Origin of the sequence: Luteimonas vadosa, assembly GCF_039543545.1 — a bacterium.
In the GTDB taxonomy this organism is placed as follows: domain Bacteria; phylum Pseudomonadota; class Gammaproteobacteria; order Xanthomonadales; family Xanthomonadaceae; genus Luteimonas; species Luteimonas vadosa.
Genome location: NZ_BAABJY010000002.1, coordinates 807898 through 826001, shown reverse-complemented (window position 1 = coordinate 826001; position 18104 = coordinate 807898). Strand labels below are relative to the sequence as shown.

Here is an 18104-nt window from a genome sequence, read left to right as displayed (position 1 = left end):
TTCAGATCATGCCATCGAGCCACTGCGTCGCCGCGTTCGCCAGGGTGCCGCCGACGATCCCGAAGGTGACGATGGCGACGATGCCGGTGGCCCAGGCGATGAGCATCAGCATGCCGTCTCGCTCCAGCAAGGCCATGGCATACAGCATCAGCAGGATGCCGAACAGGTAGTTCGTGAACGGGATCGGCAGCATCAACAGCAGCCCCAGCAGGACCAGCAGCAACCCGGTGAACATGGTTGCGACGCGGTGGTCGAGCAGGACGGTCAGCCGCGGCTGCACCAGCCGCTCGAGCCGGCGGAGCCAGGGCCCGATGCGGTGCTCGAAGCGGGCGACGGTGGCACGGGTGGGTCCGTGTCGCGAGATGAAGGTCGGCAGCCAGGGCCGGCGCATCCCCGCCAGCAGTTGGACGCCCACGAGCATCACCAGCGGTCCGCTCAGGCCGCCGGCGACCCCGGGTACCGGGAGGAAGGCGGGCAGGATCGCGATGAACAGCAGCATCCCGAACAGGCTGCGTCCCAGCCCATCCAGGATTTCGCGTAGCGACAGCGTCTCGTCGGGCGGCCCCACGGCCAGCGCCGCAAGCAGGGCACGCGTGCCCGCCCGGTGCCGACGATTCCGCTTGCCGCGGTGTGGGCTTGCGGCGTCCTCGCCCTTCTCAGGAGCCATTGCGCTGCCCGCCATCGTCGAGTCGCTTCAGCAGCAGCTTGTCGACCCGTGGGCCGTCCAGGTCGACGACCTCGATCCTCCATCCGCTCCATTCGAAATGCTCACCCGCGTGCGGGATGCGCCCGAAGTGGACGATCGTCATGCCCGCGGCGGTGTGGTACTCGTGTTCGTCCTCGTCCGGCAAGGCGCCGCCGCCGAGCAGTTCGCGCAATGATTCGGTGGTCAGGCTGCCGTCGACCAGCAGCGACCCGTCGTCCCGCATGACCACCAGCGGGGTCGCGTCGGCGCCGTCCCCGCTGGACGTGCGGCCGATCACCGCCTCCATCACGTCGTTGATGGTGACCATGCCGGTGATGTCGCCGTATTCGTCGACCACCAGCGCAAGCGACTGCTGCTCCTCGCGCAGGATCTCCAGCAACTTGAGCGCCGGGGTGGATTCCGACACGAACAACGGCTCGCGCAGGTGGCGGAACAGGTCGAACTCCCTTTCGTCGAGCCGGTCGATCAGCGACTTGATCTCGAGCACCCCCATCACCTCGGCATCGCTGTCGCGGTAGACGGGATAGCGCGAGAACGGGGTGGCACGCATCGTGGCGAGGTTCTCCTCGAAACCCTCGGCGGCATCCAGCCAGGCGATGCGCGTGCGCGGGGTCATCAGGCTTTCGGTGCTGCGGTCGCCCAGGCGCAGGACCCGGTGCATCATCTTGCGTTCGTCGTCGTCGATCAGGCCCTGCTCGTGGCCTTCGCTCACCAGCAGCCGGATCTCCTCCTCGGTGATCGCATTGCGGGCATCGTCGCGGATGCCAAGCAAGCGCAGGACGGCGCGGTTGATCGCGCCCAGGGAGAAGACCACCGGCTTGGCCGCGGTGGCCAGCGCCTGCAGCGGCAGCGCGACCACGCTTGCGATGCCCTCGGCGTTGGTCAACGCCAGGCGCTTGGGGATGAGTTCGCCGAAGATCACGGTGCCGGCGGTGATCAGGCCGACCGCCGTGCCGATGCCGACGGGACGCGCGTATTCGGCGTACGCCTGGGCCACTGAGGACGCGGGAAGCAGGCCCTCGAGCCAGGCCGCGATCAGCAACCCGATCGCCTCGCCACCGAGCACGCCCGCCAGCACCCCGATCAGGGTGATGCCGACCTGGACGGTCGACAGCAGGTTGTCGGGATGCTCGGCCAGGGCCAGGGCCTTGCGGGCGCCGGCGCTTGGCTTCACCGGGTCGTTGGCCATCTGCCTCAACCGCGTCTTGCGCGAGGTGACCAGTGCCATCTCCGACAGGGCGAAGAAGCCGTTGAGCGCGATCAGGCACAGGACGATCAGGAGTTCCAGCATTCGCGGGACTCCTTTACGGCGTGGATGGCGGGTCTGCTCGCTGGGCCGGTGGCTGGTGCGCGACGCGGGGGCGGCGGTCTGGGGTCGTCGTCCATGGTGGGGGTCTGGGCGCGGGTGCGCGGGGGCGCCGGTGGCGCGGACCCGATAATAGCAGGCACGCGTGCAGGTATTACGTGCTGCGCCGGGCCGGCCGGGTACACCTCCCGCTCTACATCGGGTCATAATCCGCGTGGCATGCCCGGAGCGGGGATGCGCTTCCCCAAGCCAGAGGCCATGCGCATGTTCTCCCTGCAAACCATCTTCGGCCAGGGCAAGCTGTTCTACTCGTTGCTCGAGGAAGCAGCCGTGGCTGCCCACGACAGTGCCGCGGCGCTGCATGCCATGCTCAAGGAAAGCGACCGCCAGCCGGCCCTCGACGCCTTCAAGTTGGCGCGCCAGCGGGAACGCGAGGCTTCCGAGAAGATCAGCCAGGCGCTGGTGGACAGCTTCATCACCCCGATCGAGCGCGAGGACATCGAGGCGCTCGGGTCGGCCCTGTACAAGATCCCCAAGCAGATCGAGAAGTTCGCCGACCGCTACGCGCTTGCGACGAGGCACCTGGAGCACATCGACTTCGCCCCGCGCGCGGCGATGCTCGAGCAGGCCGCCGCGGTGGTGGTCAAGATGGTCCGGCAGCTCCCGAAGATGGACCTGGGGGCGATGAAGGCCCTGAGCGACGAACTGCGCTCGCTCGAGACCGAAGCGGACCGCCTGATGCTCGAGCTGTACCGGGACATCTATTCGGGGGAACTGGAACCCCTGCAGATGTTCCTGCTCAAGGAATTCTTCGAGATCCTAGAGAAAGCCATTGACCGCTGCCGTGGCGCCGGCGTGGTGGCCTACGAAATCGTGCTCAAGAACAGCTGATGTTGACCCTGGTCCTGATGGTCGTGCTGGTGGCACTCGTCTTCGAGTACATCAACGGCTTCCACGACACCGCCAATTCCATCGCCACGGTGGTCGCGACCAAGGTGCTGTCCCCGTTCCAGGCGGTGAGCCTGGCGGCCGTGATGAACCTGATCGGCGCGTTGGCCGGCACCGCGGTCGCCAAGACCATCGCCTCCGGCCTGATCGATGCCGGCGTGGTCGACGTCGGTTCCCAGCTGATCATGTGCGCCCTGCTGGGCGGCATCGTCTGGAACCTGATCACGTGGCGGGTGGGGCTGCCGTCCTCCTCCTCGCACGCCCTGATCGGGGGGCTCCTGGGCGCGGCGCTGGCCGCGGCCTCCAACGATTTCGGCGTGGTGATCTGGTCCGAGCCCAAGGAGCCGATCTACCGCAGCGCCGGCGTGCTGTGGAAGGTGGTGGTGCCGATGGTGAGTTCGCCGGTGCTCGGCTTCATGGCGGGCTTCCTGGTAATGGGCGTGCTGTTTTTCGTGATCTCGATGATGGTGCGCAGTGGCGGCATCCTCGCGCGCGCCGCGAGGCCGAAGTGGGTCAACGGGTTCTTCGGCAAGTTCCAGATCGTCAGCGCCGCGGGAATGGGTTTCGCGCACGGCCTGAACGACGCGCAGAAGACGATGGGCATCATCGCGCTGGCCCTGGTCAGCGCCCAGGCGGCCGGCACGCTGGATGCGTTGCCGGGGTGGCTGGAGTTCCTGCATCCCTCCGAGGCGGCGCTGGCCGAGGGCGAGATCGACACCTGGATCAAGATCACCTGCGCCATCGTCATGGCGGCCGGCACGGCGGCGGGCGGTTGGCGCATCATCAAGACGCTGGGCCACAAGCTGGTGAAGCTGCACCCGATCCACGGCTTCGCGGCCGAGACCAGTGCCGCCTCCGTCATCATGGCCGCCTCGTCGCTGGGCATTCCCGTTTCGACGACGCACAACATCTCCGCCGCCATCCTGGGCGTCGGCACGGCCAAGCGCTTCAACGCCGTGAAGTGGACGGTGGTGGAGAGGATGATCTGGGCCTGGATCCTGACCATCCCGATGTCGGGCGGGATCGCCTACTTGTTGTTCAGGCTGCTCGAATCGGTCGGCTGGGCCTGATCTGCCATCGCACGCGTTGTCCCCGTGGGCCAGTCGCGGGATGGGGAAGCACGCGGGGCCGGCTGCCCAGCGTCAAAGCAGGTCGCCGTCGGCCGAAAGGGCCCGCTCCATGCGGTCGCCCATGCCGCCGATCTCCAGCACCAGCCGGCTCAGTTCCGCAGGGGTGAGGCCGTCGTAGGGGCGGTTCTCGCAAAGCTGCAGGTAGGGAACGCCGTCGAGGTCGCGGATGGCCAGGTAGCCCACCCGGCTGTCCCAGTTGAACCTCAATGCCTTGCGTGCATCGATGCCGGTGATGGGCGCCACCACGGTGCTGGCGCGCAGGTAGTTCCGGCCGTCGTCGTCCTGCAACTCGGACAGGAAGATCGATTGGTGCCGGCGGCCGTTCTCCAGCGACAGCTCGACGCAGACCACGTAGGACTCCTGCATCGTGACCTTGAATTCGCCGGCGACGTGGCCGCGGACCTGCTCGAAGCTCTGCATCGTATGGGTCGAGGGTTTCGGGGGAACGCTTATGCTAACGCAGTGGACCCGAAGTCGAATTGCAGGCGGATCCTGGCCGCGGTCCGCGCGATACCCGCGGGCCAGGTGGCGGGATACGGCGAAGTCGCGCGGCGGGCGGGGCTGCCGGGGCGCGCGCGGCTGGTCGCGCGCCTGCTCGCGGGCAACGAAGACCCCCGATTGCCGTGGCATCGCGTGCTGCGCAGCGATGGAAGAATCGCCTTCCCGGCCGGCTCGCCGTCGTGGCAGGAGCAGGTCGATCGGCTGCGGGCCGAGGGGGTGGAGGTCCGGAACGGGCGCGTGCGCGTGGCGGGGCCGCGAGGTGCCCTTGATGCGGAGTTGTGGGGGCCGGGTCGGCGCTAGCGGCGGGCGCATGCCGTCGCAGCCGCTATCATGGCCGCCCACCTCCGAGGAGTTCGCATGCTCGCCAAACTGCCGCCCGTCACCAAGGCGCTGCTGATCGCGAACGTGGGCATGTTCCTGCTGCAATCGCTGCTGGGCATCGACAGGTTCTACCCGCTCATGCTCTGGCCGATGGACCTGGGCACGCCCGCGGCATTCGCGGGGGGCGCATGGTCGTTCCAGCCGTGGCAGCTGCTGACGTACGGCTTCCTGCACGGCGGCCTGGCGCACCTGTTGTTCAACATGCTTGCGCTGGTGATGTTCGGCGCGCAGCTGGAATACACCTGGGGGGACCGGCGCTTCCTGATGTTCTTCCTCACCTGCGTGCTCGGCGCCGGGCTGGTCCAGCTGGTGGTGGGGACCTTGTCCGTCTCCGGGGGTGGGGGTGCGTATCCCACGCTTGGCGCGTCCGGAGGCGTTTTCGGCCTGCTGTTGGCCTACGGCATGCTGTTCCCGAACCAGCGGGTGATGCTGCTGATTCCGCCGATCCCGATGAAGGCGCGGACGCTGGTGATCGTCTTCGGCGTCATCAGCCTGCTACTCGGCGTGACGGGCACGGCGGCCGGCATCGCGCATTTCGCCCACCTGGGCGGCATGCTGTTCGGCTGGTTGCTGATTCGCTACTGGCGCGGGCAACCGCCCTTCGGCAGGAAGAGGCCGCCGCCCGGCCGGCATTTCTGATTCGACGGACCGCGATCCGGCCGGGAAAGCGCCGGATCGTCCCTTGAGGCTGACGCGATCAGCGCCAGATGGCCACCTGGTCGCCTTCCGGCCTCTGCATGGCGTTGACCTTCTTGCACTTGTAGGTCTCGCCGAACGCCGGCAGGTTCTCCAGCACGCCATTGGTCCGCCATTTGCCGGGTGCGTGCGCGGAGACGGCGTTGTCCCGGGTAGCGACCTCGGTGGTGCGCTGCTCGCGCCACAGCTCGGCCCAGGCCTCGAAGAACGCCTTGCTGCCGTCGTCGGACAGGTCCGGCTTGCCATGGGTGAGTGCCTTCCAGGCAAGCTCGACGCCCGCCAGGTCGGCGGCGTTCTCTTCACGTGTCTGCAATCCGTTGACCTTCAGTTCGGGCGCGCCGGGCACCTCGTAGCCGCTGTACTGCGCGGCCAGCTGGTTGCCCCGTGACTGCCAAGCGGCGTCCTCCTGCGGCGACCACCAGGTCCGGACCTTGCCCGAGGCATCGACCACGCGCCCCTTGATGTCGACGGCGTGGCTGAGTTCATGGCCGACCAGCGCACCGAAGGCGCCGTAGTGCGCGGCGGCGTCACGGGTCATGTCCAGCAGGGGGGGTTGCACCGCGGCGGCGGATACGATCAGGCGGTTCTGCGCGATGTCGTAGGCCAGGGCAGGTTCCTGCGGCAGTACGTCCCAGCGCAGGCTGGCGTTCTCGCGGCCGATGCGGCGCATCTCCTCGCGGTGGTGCCACGTCGACGCGATCAGCATGTTGGCGCCGAAGCTGCCGCGACCGACCGGCTGGACGGTGTAGTCGAGGTCGCGGACCGGCGCGCCCACCTCGATCTTCAAGGCCGCCACCTTGGCCTTGGCCTCGGCCCTGGCGGCATCGCCCATCCACGTGTTCGCGTCCAGCGACCGGACGAGCGCATCCCGCACCTCGCCGGCGATGCGCTCGGCGCGGTCGCGGTTCAAGGCAGGCAGGTATCGGCCGACGTACTCGCGGGCCAGCATCGGACCCGCCGCGCGGTTGATCGCGTGCAGCACCAGGGTCGAGCGATCCGGTTGCGACTGCTCGCCGCGCAGCACGCGGCCACGGAACTGGAACTCGGCGTCGCGGAAGCTCTTCGACAGGTAGGGCGCCATGGCGTCGCCGACGTGGAAGCGCAAGTAGGTCTTCCATTGGTCCGGCTTGAGCGTATCGACCAAGGCATCGAGACGGGAGAACAGCTGCGGGTTCGCCATCGACACAGACGGTTGCGAGACCCCTTGTGCCTGGAGGAACTCGGCGAGTTGCAGGTGCCGGTAGGTCTTGCCCAGGTCGGCCGTGGCCACCAGGGCATAGTTCTGCAGCGGGTCGCGCAACGCGGAGATCGGGCGCGATTCCTGCGCGATCCTCGTCTCCAGGTCGATGACCTGCTGCGCTTCGGCGGCAAGCTTGTCCTGCGGCGTCCCGGTCAGGGTCAGGATCTGCTGCACGTACTCGGTGTAGCGGGTTCGCAGGGCGACGGTATCGGCATCCGTGCGGGTGTAGTACGCCGGGTCCGGCAGGCCCATGCCGCCCTGGCTGAAGTAGCCGATATGGCCTTCGAGGTCGCTGAGGTCGACGTCGGCATTGAATCCGAAGGCCACCGGGATCCCGACCTGGTGCAGAGCGGCGATGGCCGCGGGCACCTCCTTGCTGCGGCGGATGCCGTTGATGCGATCCAGCAACGGGGCGATGGGGTTGGCGCCGTCCCGCTCCACGGCGGCCTCGTCCAGTCCACTGGCCCAGAAGTCGCCCAGCAGCGTCTGGATGTTGCTCTGCGGCGCCCGCATCATCGCGTCCAGCAATTCGCGCTGCTGAGATCGCGCGCGTGCCTGCAACTCGCCAAGCGCGGAACGCCGGCCCGTGGCGGGGTCGGGGGCATTGGACTGCAGCCATTCCTGGTTCGCGAAGGCATAAAAGTCGCTGCACTGCGTTGGCGCGGCCGGTGCCTTGGACTCCGCGGCCTTCTTGCGCTGCGCGTCGGCGTCGGGGACAACCAGGCCGATGGCGAGGCTGGTGGCAAGGGCGAGGGTGAGCGGTTTCACGTTCGGCATCGCGGGGTCCGTGCGAGAGGTCGGGCGAGTCTAGCAAGGTCGCCATGAGGCTCCATGAATGCCGCGATCATGCTTGGCCTCGACCCAGCCAGCGAGACCGGCGTGCAGGCGACCAAGGTAGGCGGTGCGTTCGCGAACCGGAGGCACGAACGACGACGCCCCTTTCGGGGCGTCGCGTACTTGCAATGGAACCAACCGCCTCGGGTTAGCTGTGGCGCGGTTCCGCGCGCGCTTCAGAACGTGAACCCGACCCGCGCGTAGTAGAACCCGCCATTGAACCCGTAGGGCGCGTGCACGGGGTACTGGGCACCGGCGATCCCGGCCCATGGATTGTCGTCGGGCACTTCGTCGAACAGGTTCTGCGCACCCACGTTCACGTACAGTCCCGACGGGAACTTCCAGCCGATCTCGGCATCCACGGTGATCGCGCTGTCGCCGTTGATCGGAAGACCGCCGTCTGCGATCGACACCGCGTCGCTGTCCAGGTGGTCCTCGTAGAACGACCCGTAGTAGTTCACGCGGACGTTGGCATGGAACACGTCGCGGCGGTGGTTGACGCTGAAGTAGCCCTTCGTGCGCGGCAGCGATTCCTCCAGCTTCTTGATCCGGGCCTCCGAGATGATGCCGGGGGTGAAGTCGTCGACTTCCGTCCGGTTCCAGTTGGCGGCCAGCGAGTACGTGGTGTCGCCGCCGAAGTGGTCGCTCTCGAAGCTGGCCACCAGGTCCAGTCCGGTGGTGGTGGTGTCGAAGTCGTTGACGAAGAAGCCGACCCGGCTCAGCGATGCCAGGTCCGGGCGGCCACGCGCGGCGAGCTCGTTGCGCTGGGCCTGGGTCACGTCGAAATCGGTGCTCCGGGCGATCCGGTCGTCCACCTGGATGGAGTACCAGTCGGCGGTGACCAGCCATGCGCCGCTGTTCCAGACCAGGCCCAGGGAAGCGTTCCTGGATTCCTCCGGTTGCAGGGGCTCGGCGCCCGGGAACAGGCCCTCGAGCAGGGCAGGCGGGAGGGTGGCGGTGTCGCGCAGCTCGCCGTCGATGAACGCGGTCGTGACCTGGCTGACGTTGGCCTGGCCGGGTGTGGGGGCACGGAAGCCGGTACTGACCGCCCCGCGGAGGGCGAAGGTGTCGGTGAAGTCGTAGCGACCGGTGAACTTCCAGTTGGTGGTGCTGCCGAAGTCGCTGAAGTCTTCGTAGCGGACCGCTCCCGCCAACAGCAGCCGCTCGGTGAAGCGGGCCTCGGCGTCGGCGTAGATCGCCCAGTTGTCGCGGCTGAACTTGCCAGCCGTGCTCGGATTGAAGCCCGGGAAACCGTTCGAGCCGATGCTGAAGCCCTGCTGGGTCAGCGGACCGATGGCGGTCGAGGCGGGGTCGCCGGACTTGATCTCGAACTCCTCCTCGCGCCACTCCGCGCCCGTGGCCAGCGTCAAGGGGCCATGCGTGAAACCGGTCTCGAAGTCACGGCTCAGGTCGAAGTTGAAATTGGTCTCGGTCTGCACGTTGCCGCCGGGCGAGAAGCGTGCCCCCGGGGGCTGGTTGGGTCCCATCGAACTGTTGACCGTGTTGAGCATGTAGAAGTCGATGTCGTTGCGGCCGTAGGAGCCGCTCAGGTCCCAGTACCAGCCGTCCCCCCAGACGCCCTTCACCCCGGCCGTGAACGCGGCGTCCTCCATTTCGCCACCGAATTGCGGCGTGAAGCCGCCCGGCAGCTGCGACAGGAAGGTGAAGCAGTGCGCGGGCAGGGCAGCGACCGCGGCACCGACGCCGGCATAGGGCAACAGGCTGCCATTGGCGCCGCGCAGTGCGATCCTGGGACAGGCCGCGCCACTGAGCGAGCCGACCAGCAGGGTGGCACCCCCGTCGTTCGAGTACACGCCGCCGCGCGTGGTCGGGTTGCGGTAGTAGAAGCCGCCGGTCACGTCGCGCTTGGCGTAGTTGCCGAACAGGTAGGTCTCGACGTGTTCGCCGGCGATTCCGAGGTTGGCGACGAACTTGAAGTCGTCGTTGACCTCGGGGGAGCCCCAGATCTGCGCCGGATTGGCGACGCCCGGGTAACCCGCCGCCGCAACCGCGGCGGCATCGTCGCGTTGCACGCTACGCGAGGTCGGGTCGGCCTTCCGCCATTCGGCGGTGAAGGTTGCGAAGCCATTTGCACTCAGCGGCAGGCCGAGTTGCGCGCTGTACTGCTGGGTGAACCCGTCGCCTTCGTAGTGCTCGCCCGCGAAAGCCTCGACCGTTCCGCCGTGGTCGAGTTCCTTGAGGCTGAAATTGATCACGCCGGCGATGGCATCGGAGCCGTACTGGGCGGCCGCACCGTCTCGCAGGACCTCGACCTGTTCCAGCGCCAGGGAGGGGAACACCGAAATGTCCGGGCCTTGCGCACCATCGGAGAGGCCGTGGCCCAGGAAAGTGATGACCGCCGCGCGATGGCGGCGCTTGCCGTTGACCAGCACCAGGGTGTTGTCCGGGGGCAGGCCACGGAGGTTGGCCGGGCGCACCAGGGTCGCGGCGTCGTCGATGGGGATGGTGCTGACGTTGAAGGAGGGCACCAGCACGCGGAGCTTGTCGAGCACGTCGACGGACGGCTGGTTGTGGAATTCCTCGCCGCCCAGGATGTCGATCGGGACGGCGGAGTTCGCTTCGGTACGCGGCTTGCTTCGCGTCCCGAGCACCGAGACCGTTTCCAGCGTGGTGGTCTCCGCGCCGCTGGCCTCCACGGCCGCGGCCTGGGCCTGTGATTCGGTTTCCGTTTCCTGTGCGCCGGCAGCGCTCGTGGCGGCCAGTGCGGCGGCGGCGATCGCCAGCCGGATGCAGGAGGACAAGGAGCTCTTCTGGAACGTACCCCGGTTCGCGCCGCCGTTGCTCATTTCGACTCTCGCTCTGTGGGAAAGGGGATGGCCATCCTGGTGACGCCGCCAGACGGATTGGTCCGGCTGACCGGTTCAGCTTATTAACAGAAAATAAACGTTCAAGGCAAGGACCGGTTGCCCAAACGCGGTAACAGGTCCCAGGTGTGCGTATCGCCATCTGCGCTGAGGTCGTGGGCGAGCTTGGCCGATTGGGAAAGCGGACCCGTTCGCGGGCCACGGTGCCCGCCACGCGCCCTGCCGACGCGGGCAGCCATGGAAGCAGTTCGACCCGGCGGGCTTTCCAGTGAGGGCATCCGGGGGCCGCGCTCGGCGTTGGGCCCTCGCCAGCCGTTGCCATCGGCGGCGGTCCAATCTCCGCGCATGGGGCTGCAAAAACGACAACGCCCCGGGCGGGGCGTTGTGTTCCTGCTGGATTTGCTTGTCCGTTACGCGCCAGTGCCAACGGGCAGGGAGCGGACGGCTGCCCAGGCGGTTACCAGATGACGACCTGGATGTCGCCGTCGCGCACCATGGGCTGTCCGGGCTTGCACTCGAACGCGGCTGCGAACGCCGGGAGGTTGGACGGTGCGCCGATGGCACGGAAGTTCGCGGGCGCATGCGAATCGGTCTGGAGGCGCTTGGCCAGTTCTTCCGGGGTGAAGTTGCGGCGCCACACCGTGGCCCAGTTGAGGAAGAAGCGCTGGTCGCGGCTCAGGCCGTCGGTCATCGGATCCGGCGTGCCCTGGGTCGCGGCCTTCATGGCGTCGTAGGCCGTCGCCAGGCCGCCCAGGTCGGCGATGTTCTCGCCCAGGGTCAGGTTGCCGTTGACCTTGGTCCCGCCGGCGTCGTAGGCGTTGAACTGCTCGACCAGCTTGCCGGTGCGGCTGGAGAAGCCCTTGGCGTCGGCGTCGGTCCACCAGTTCTCGAAATTGCCGCTCGGCCCGAAGCGGCTGCCCTGGTCGTCGTACCCGTGGCTCATCTCGTGCCCGATGACCGCGCCGATGCCGCCGTAGTTCATCTCCGGGGTCGCTTCCGGGTCGAAGAATGGTGGCTGCAGGATGGCGGCCGGGAACACGATCTCGTTCTGCAGGGGGTTGTAATAGGCGTTGACCGTTTGCGGGCTCATGCCCCACTCGGTCTTGTCCACCGGCTTGCCGATCTTCGACAGGTCCCACTTGTAGTTGAACTCGAGCGCCGCCAGGACGTTGCCGATGTAGCTGTCGCGACTGGTCTGCAGGCCGCTCCAGTCACGCCACTTGTCCGGGTAGCCGATCTTCGGGGTGAACGTTTCCCACTTCGCGATGGCCTTGGCCTTGGTGTCGTCGCTCATCCACGCGAGGTTCTCGATGCGGGACTTGAGTGCGGTCCCCAGGTTGGAGACCAATGCCTCCATCTGGGCCTTGGACTCGGCGGGGAAGGCGACCTTCACGTACATCTGCCCGAGGGCCTCGCCGGCCTGGTTCTCGATGGTGCCGAGCACCCGCTTCCAGCGGGCCTGGATTTCCTTCTGTCCGCCCATGACCTTGCCATGGAAGTTGTAGTGCTCGTTGACGAACGCGTCGCTGAGGTACGGGGAAGCGCCATCGACGGTGTGGAAGCGCAGGTAGCTGCGCCACGTCGCCGGTGCGGTGTCGGCCAGCATCTTGCTGACTTCCTCGTGGAAGCCGGGGATGGACAGCGAGAATTTCTCCTGCGGAGCCACGCCCTGCGACTCGAAGAAACGCGTCCACGGGAAGTTCGGCGTCAGTGCGTCGGCTTCGGCCAGGGTGACCGGGTTGTAATACAGCGATACGTCGCGCGACAGCTGCTCGCTGGACTTCGACACCTTCGCCAGCCGGGTCTCGAACGCAACGACGTCTTCGGCTTGCTCCGCCGCTTCCGCGGCGTCCATCCCGGACAGTTCCAGCACCTTGGCGACGTGCGCCTGGTAGGCATCGAGCTTGTCCTTGTTCTCCGGCTTGAAGTAGTACTCGCGATCCGGCAGCCCGAGGCCGCCCTGGACGGCGTACGCCATCTCCATCGAGGAATCCTTGAAATCGGCCTCCGAGCCGAAGCCGAACAGGAAGTTGCGTCCCTTCGCGGCGCTGGTCCGGATGTACTCGGCGATCGCGTCCTTGTCCTGCAGCGCATCGATGGCGGCGAGCTGGTCGTTGAGCGGCGCGATGCCCTGGGCGTTGATCTTCGCCTCGTCCATGCCGGTGGCCCAGAAGTCGCCGACGATCTTCTCGATGCCGGTGGCGTCGGGGTCGGCTGCGGCCTGCTCCGCCAGCTGTCGCTGCGCCGCGATGGAGCGTTCGTTCAGTACTTCGAACGATCCCCAGCTGCTGCGGTCGCCGGGGACCGCGTTGGCCGCCAGCCATTTGCCGTTCGCGTAGCCGTTGAAGTCGGTGCAGGCGTCCTTGGTGGTGTCGAGGTCGCCGACCATGAACCGGTTGACGGGGGGCAGGCTGGATTCATCGAGCGCCAGTGCGTCCGCCTCGGCATCGGCGTTGCTGGCGCCGGCGTCGGCGGCCTCTTCGCCGCGGTTGCAGCCGGCCAGCGCCACGGAAACGGCAAGGGTGAGGAACAGGATCTTCGGGGATTTCACGCTCACGGCACTCTCCGCCCGGCGGGCTCGATGGACAAGGGTCGGCCCGGGGGCCGACGGCCGACTCTACGCGGCGGGTGGGTGTGGCGAAGGTGTCGAAGGTCATGCCGCCGACGTAACGAATGCTTACGCAACGTTGCAGACAGCCGCGTGGCTTCGGATCAATGCCGATGTGGGCCGTCGCACGGCAGGCCGCAGCGGGCGCCGGGCAGCGACTCTCCCGTCCATCCATTGCATCGAATCGCGTCGAGCAGGAGTATCGCGGCTCCGCGAGAGCGCCGTGCCGGTCGTGGTACTTTCCGGGACCCGCGCGCGACGCCGTCCCTGGCCAAACCGACCCCGTACCGGCATGGATCCCGATTCCACGCAATTCCTCGACGCCATTTCCGCCGCCGGCTCGGTCGAGGAGATCGAACTGGCTTGCCAGCGGCTGTCATTGGACAGGCTCGCCGCCGCCCCACCGTCGGGGCGGGATGCGTTCCGGGCAGGGCTTGCGGTGAGGTTGCACGCCCATCTTTCCGGAAAATTTCCGCATCCGGGCTTCCGGCGATGGGTAGACAGCTACTTCGGGTGCAGCCGGGAGACCTTTCGTTCGCCGCTGCAACAACCCAACTACATCTACTACCCGGCGCTGCCACCGGTCCCGTGGATCCCGGTGCAGGACCATCCCGGATTGCCCCCGCTGATCCCGGCATTGCCGGAGGTCGCCGAGGAAATCTCGGGCTTCCTCGCCGACGATCGGGCCTTCGCGCCCTACGTGTCTGCGGAAGCGGCCCGTGACGCCCGCTGGCGCGAGCTGGCCGCCAATCCGGCCTGGTCCTCGTTGCACCTGATCAAGGGCGGGGTGCGCGACGAGGCCATGTTGTCGGCGCTGCCGCGGACGCGTGCATTCCTGGCAGCTGCGCCGCTGGCCGAGTTTCCGCCGCACGCGCCGGAATGCTTCATCTCCCGCCTCATGCCAGGGGTTCGGTTGCCCCCGCACTTCGGGGTGTCCAACATCAAGCTGACCGTGCACGTTCCCATTGAACTGCCACCAGCAGGATGCTCGATCACGGTGGCCGGGGTGACCCGTGGCTGGCGCCAGGGCGAAATGCTGGTTTTCGACGATTCCTTCGAACACAGCGCCCAGAACCTGTCACGGCAAAGCCGCACGGTGCTGATCTTCGACGCTTGGCACCCCGGCTTGGGCGGAGAGGAGCGCGAGGCGCTTGCGTACTCGATCCGGGCACTGGACCTGATGAACGGAATCCTCGCCCGCATCGCCTGAGGCCGGGCGCCCGCACCACCGCCGGAACTGAACGGCCCTCGGGCCATGCTGGCGCGGCGCGGCCGTTTGCCGTAGAGTCCGCCCGGTTCGCGCACGGCTGGTCCGTTTTCCAGGCAAGCCCGCCGCAAGTCCGATCGCTCCGCGACGGCCACCTGCGGCCACTTCTCCGCACGTCTTTCGTCGCGCCGACACGGTCCGGGGTTTCCGGCGCCGTCACACATTGCCCGCAACGCGGTCACGGATGGTTCCGGGCAAGAGTTCGATCGTTCCCTTTCCGGGAGCCGGCACGGCATCGTGCCGCGCCACGGATGCGGGCGCGCGGACAAACCAGGAAACACCGACATGAACTTCAAGGACCTCGGGCTCTCGCCCGCGCTGCTGCGCGCGCTCGCCGACTCCAACTACACCCAGCCGACCCCGATCCAGGTGCAAGCCATCCCGCTTGCGCTCGGCGGGCACGACCTGCTTGGCGGCGCCCAGACCGGCACCGGCAAGACGGCTGCCTTCGCGCTGCCGCTGCTGCAGCGCCTGTCCAAGGCGACGCCGCCCAAGGGACCGCGCAAACCCCGCGCGCTCATCCTGGCGCCGACGCGCGAACTGGCGGTACAGGTCGCCGACAGCCTCAAGACCTACGGTCGCCACCTGAGCCTCAACGTCACCACGATCTTCGGCGGTGCCGGCATGCAGCCGCAGATCGACAACCTGCGCCGTGGCGTCGACATCCTGGTCGCGACCCCGGGCCGGCTGATCGACCACCTCGAGCGCGGCACCGCCAAGCTCGACGAGGTCGGCATCCTGGTGCTGGACGAAGCCGACCGCATGCTCGACATGGGCTTCCTGCCGGCAATCAAGCGCATCCTGGCGCGCGTGCCGAAGGACCGCCAGACCTTGCTGTTCTCGGCGACGTTCGAGGATCGCATCAAGCAGCTTGCGCTGGAGTTCATGCGCAATCCCAAGCAGGTGCAGGTCGCCGCCCGCAATACCATCGCCGAAACCATCGTCCACCGGGTCCATCCGGTCGACGCGGCCCGCAAGCGCGACTTGCTCGTCGAGATCCTGGCGGCGCGCCATACCGAGCAGGTGCTGGTGTTCGGCAAGACGAAGCATGGCTGCAACCGCCTCGCCGAACAGCTCGACAAGGCGGGACTGCCGTCGGTCGCCATCCACGGCAACAAGAGCCAGGCGCAGCGGTTGAAGGCGCTGGCGCAGTTCAAGTCGGGCAAGGCCCGGATCCTGGTGGCGACCGATGTCGCCGCGCGCGGCCTGGATATCCCCAACCTGCCGCTGGTGATCAACCACGACCTGCCGATGGTGGCCGAGGACTACATCCACCGGATCGGCCGCACCGGCCGTGCCGGTGCCACGGGAGAGGCCCTGTCGCTGGTGTCGCCGGAAGAAGGCGGCCTGCTGCGCCAGATCCAGCGGATGCTCAATGCGGAGCTGGTGATGGAAAACGTCGAAGGGTTCGCCCCGAGCCGGCCGATACGCCTCGATACGCCGATCCCGAAGAATGGCGGCGGGCGAGGGCAGGGTGGGCAGCGTCCCCCGGGCCGTGCGCCGAGCAAGCCTGCGCATCGCGCGCATGGCAAGCCGCAGTCACGGTCGGCGCAGCCGCATGCCGGTCCGAAGCAGCATCGCGGTGGCGGCCGTTCCACTGGGGCGCGGCGAGGTTCCCGCGCCTGATTCAGGCAGTTGCCACGAAAGCGAACGAAGGCCGGCATTGCCGGCCTTCTTTTTTGCCTTCCTTCGCGCCATGCGCGGGTGGTCGGCCCGGCTTGGCCAATGCGCCGTTCATTCGCGCAGGATGCGGTAGGTGTTGCGTCCCGCGGCCTTGGCCGCATACAGCGCCCGGTCCGCAAGGTCCATCAAGGCCTGGGCGGTGATCCTGCCGCTGGCGCAGAACCCGATGCCGATGCTGGTGGCGACCTCGATCCGGGTGCCGTCGAACTCCATCGGCCGATGCATCCCGGCGATGACCTTCCTGGCAACGACGTCGCCGGTCGCCCCCGTGCCGGGGTCGTCGAGCAGGATCGCGAACTCGTCGCCTCCCAGGCGAGCGACCGTGTCGACTTCGTAGACGCAGTCCCGCAAGCGGACGGCGAATTGCTTCAGGACCGCATCGCCGGTGGCATGGCCATGCTGGTCGTTGATGGCCTTGAACCGGTCGAGGTCCAGCAGGAGCAGCATCGATGGCAGCCGGCGACGGCGCACTCGCAGGATCGTCTGTTCCAGCCGCTCGTCAAACAGCCGCCGATTGCCCAGTCCCGTCAGCGAATCGACGCGCGCCACGTGCTCCAGTTCGGCTTGCGCCTGCTTGAGCAGGCTGATGTCGAAGGTCAGGGCATAGACGCCATGGGTCTTTCCCTTGGCGTCCCGGTCGGGAATCAGGCGGGTTTGCAGGTGGTGGGGTCCGGAAGGGGTGTCGTCCTCGTGTTCGAAATCCTGTTCCTCGCCACTCAGTGCCGCGGAAAGTCGAGGTGCCACGGACTGGTAGGCGGCATCTCCGCGCACCTCCCGAACCGTATGACCGACGACTTGCCCGGGTTCTTTTCCCAGCAGGCGGTCGTAATGCGCGTTGGCGAAGGTGTAGCGCTCCCTGGGATCGATGTGCGCGATCAGCGCGGGCATGTTGTCCGTCACCGCGCGCAATGCCCTCGCGCCCCGGGTACGTTCCGTCACGGCAAGCGCGACAGGAATCGTGATGAGGCATCCGGCGCCCAGGAACGTTTGTAGCAGGAGGATCCGCTCCTCCAGCGAGGGCTGGTTGACCAGTTGGAATGGCCCGGTTTCCAGCATGAGGGCGGTGGTGCCAGCGACCGCGATGGCCACGATGCCCAGCAGGACGCCCCTGAACTGATGCCGGTAGGCGATCGACAGCAGTGGCAGGAAGACCAGGAACAACACCGGGTAGCGATCCTGTCCGAACACCAGCACGCAAGTGCCGACCAGCAGGAGCGTTTCGGCGGCGAGGGCGGATCGTCGCACGGAGTCGTCGAACAGGCGGCGCCTCTGGATGTTCGCGATCACCATCGAGGTGCCGAAGACCGCCATCCCCAGGACATGCGCGCCGAACCACGTCAGCCACGTCATCTGGAACGAATCGCGATGCATGAACCATACCGACGTGGACACGATCAGGGCCGACAGCAAGCTGCCCAGCAAGGTGGCAAGCGCGGCCGTGCCCGCGAGCTCGCGCAGGCGCGATAGGTCGGCGGGATTGGGCACACGCTGCCGGGTCAGCCCGGCGACGACCAGGATCTCGACGATGTTGGCGAGACTGGGGGCGGTGACCAGTACGGCGGAGTCTCCCGCCGCCCAGCGTCCCAGGACGTTGCCCAGGAAGGCGGCCAGGAGGATCCACGGCCATTGGCGCGCCGGGCGGAATAGCATGACGCCGACGAGCAGGCCGTTCACGGGCCACAACGCCGGCACGTACCCATCGATGCGCGTGAGTGCCAGGACCAGCCAGGTCGCCATCCCGACGGCTATCGTCAGCAAGACGACCCAGGCACTCGACCTGGCGATGCCGGCGCTGGCGAACTGTTCGCTGATCCAGGCTCCCCGTGGCGTCACGCTCGCCGTCGAGGATACCAAGGGCGCCACCGCAGGGGCTGGTGGCGGCGCCAGGGGCCGGATACCGGCTACCAATTCCCAACTGATCTCCGGGTTCCCGCGGCACGAGCACCGCCAAAGCGGCGGCCAACCCGCCCCGGGCCATC

13 protein-coding genes are annotated in these 18104 nt (G+C 67.6%); 6 read left to right on the top strand and 7 right to left on the bottom strand.

Annotation, left to right across the window (positions count from 1 at the left end; translation table 11 throughout):
* Position 1 precedes the first annotated feature (1 nt).
* Together ABD970_RS09600 and ABD970_RS09595 are read right to left on the bottom strand one after the other, a co-directional pair.
* Positions 2-667 (bottom strand): exopolysaccharide biosynthesis protein, encoded by a 666-nt coding sequence (locus ABD970_RS09600; RefSeq protein WP_345295248.1) that lies wholly within the window; start codon positions 665-667, stop codon positions 2-4.
* The gene (locus ABD970_RS09595; RefSeq protein ID WP_345295247.1) at positions 657-1997 is read right to left on the bottom strand and encodes a hemolysin family protein; all 1341 of its coding nucleotides are present in this window, start codon (positions 1995-1997) and stop codon (positions 657-659) included. The genes ABD970_RS09600 and ABD970_RS09595 overlap by 11 nt, the downstream gene beginning before the upstream one ends.
* A 279-nt stretch (positions 1998-2276) precedes the next feature.
* Here ABD970_RS09595 and ABD970_RS09590 point away from each other — a divergent pair, with 279 nt between their 5' ends.
* Both ABD970_RS09590 and ABD970_RS09585 read left to right on the top strand, forming a co-directional pair.
* Entirely contained in the window at positions 2277-2903 is a 627-nt protein-coding gene (locus ABD970_RS09590; protein WP_345295708.1) for a DUF47 domain-containing protein, read from the top strand.
* Positions 2903-4030 (top strand): inorganic phosphate transporter, encoded by a 1128-nt coding sequence (locus ABD970_RS09585; protein ID WP_345295246.1) that lies wholly within the window; start codon positions 2903-2905, stop codon positions 4028-4030. Before ABD970_RS09590 ends, ABD970_RS09585 begins: the two co-directional genes overlap by 1 nt.
* Positions 4031-4102: 72 nt before the next feature.
* Here ABD970_RS09585 and ABD970_RS09580 read toward each other — a convergent pair whose 3' ends face one another.
* Positions 4103-4510, bottom strand: a complete 408-nt coding sequence (locus ABD970_RS09580) for a hypothetical protein (protein WP_345295245.1) — start codon at positions 4508-4510, stop codon at positions 4103-4105.
* A 42-nt stretch (positions 4511-4552) separates the two neighbouring features.
* Between ABD970_RS09580 and ABD970_RS09575 the strand changes: the two genes are divergently transcribed.
* Positions 4553-4891, top strand: a complete 339-nt coding sequence (locus ABD970_RS09575) for an MGMT family protein (RefSeq protein ID WP_345295244.1) — start codon at positions 4553-4555, stop codon at positions 4889-4891.
* Positions 4892-4948: 57 nt separating this feature from the next.
* On the top strand, positions 4949-5611 hold the full coding sequence (locus ABD970_RS09570) for a rhomboid family intramembrane serine protease (RefSeq protein WP_345295243.1): 663 nt from the start codon (positions 4949-4951) through the stop codon (positions 5609-5611).
* Between the two features lie 58 nt (positions 5612-5669).
* On the opposite strand, the gene ABD970_RS09565 is transcribed toward ABD970_RS09570, so the two are convergent.
* The 3 genes from ABD970_RS09565 to ABD970_RS09555 all read right to left on the bottom strand — a co-directional run bounded on the left by ABD970_RS09565 (position 5670) and on the right by ABD970_RS09555 (position 13100).
* Positions 5670-7685, bottom strand: a complete 2016-nt coding sequence (locus tag ABD970_RS09565) for a M13 family metallopeptidase (RefSeq protein ID WP_345295242.1) — start codon at positions 7683-7685, stop codon at positions 5670-5672.
* A gap of 233 nt (positions 7686-7918) precedes the next feature.
* Entirely contained in the window at positions 7919-10504 is a 2586-nt protein-coding gene (locus tag ABD970_RS09560) for a TonB-dependent receptor plug domain-containing protein (RefSeq protein WP_345295241.1), read from the bottom strand.
* A 520-nt stretch (positions 10505-11024) separates the two neighbouring features.
* Positions 11025-13100 (bottom strand): M13 family metallopeptidase, encoded by a 2076-nt coding sequence (locus ABD970_RS09555; RefSeq protein ID WP_345295707.1) that lies wholly within the window; start codon positions 13098-13100, stop codon positions 11025-11027.
* 367 nt (positions 13101-13467) lie between these two features.
* Here ABD970_RS09555 and ABD970_RS09550 point away from each other — a divergent pair, with 367 nt between their 5' ends.
* Together ABD970_RS09550 and ABD970_RS09545 are read left to right on the top strand one after the other, a co-directional pair.
* Positions 13468-14385 (top strand): aspartyl/asparaginyl beta-hydroxylase domain-containing protein, encoded by a 918-nt coding sequence (locus tag ABD970_RS09550; RefSeq protein ID WP_345295240.1) that lies wholly within the window; start codon positions 13468-13470, stop codon positions 14383-14385.
* A gap of 342 nt (positions 14386-14727) precedes the next feature.
* A complete protein-coding gene (locus ABD970_RS09545; protein ID WP_345295239.1) occupies positions 14728-16068 on the top strand; it encodes a DEAD/DEAH box helicase in 1341 nt (446 codons plus the stop codon).
* Positions 16069-16176: 108 nt separating this feature from the next.
* Here ABD970_RS09545 and ABD970_RS09540 read toward each other — a convergent pair whose 3' ends face one another.
* Complete coding sequence (locus ABD970_RS09540; protein ID WP_345295238.1) at positions 16177-17958, bottom strand: diguanylate cyclase domain-containing protein; 1782 nt, start codon at positions 17956-17958, stop codon at positions 16177-16179.
* Between the last annotated feature and the right edge of the window lie 146 nt (positions 17959-18104).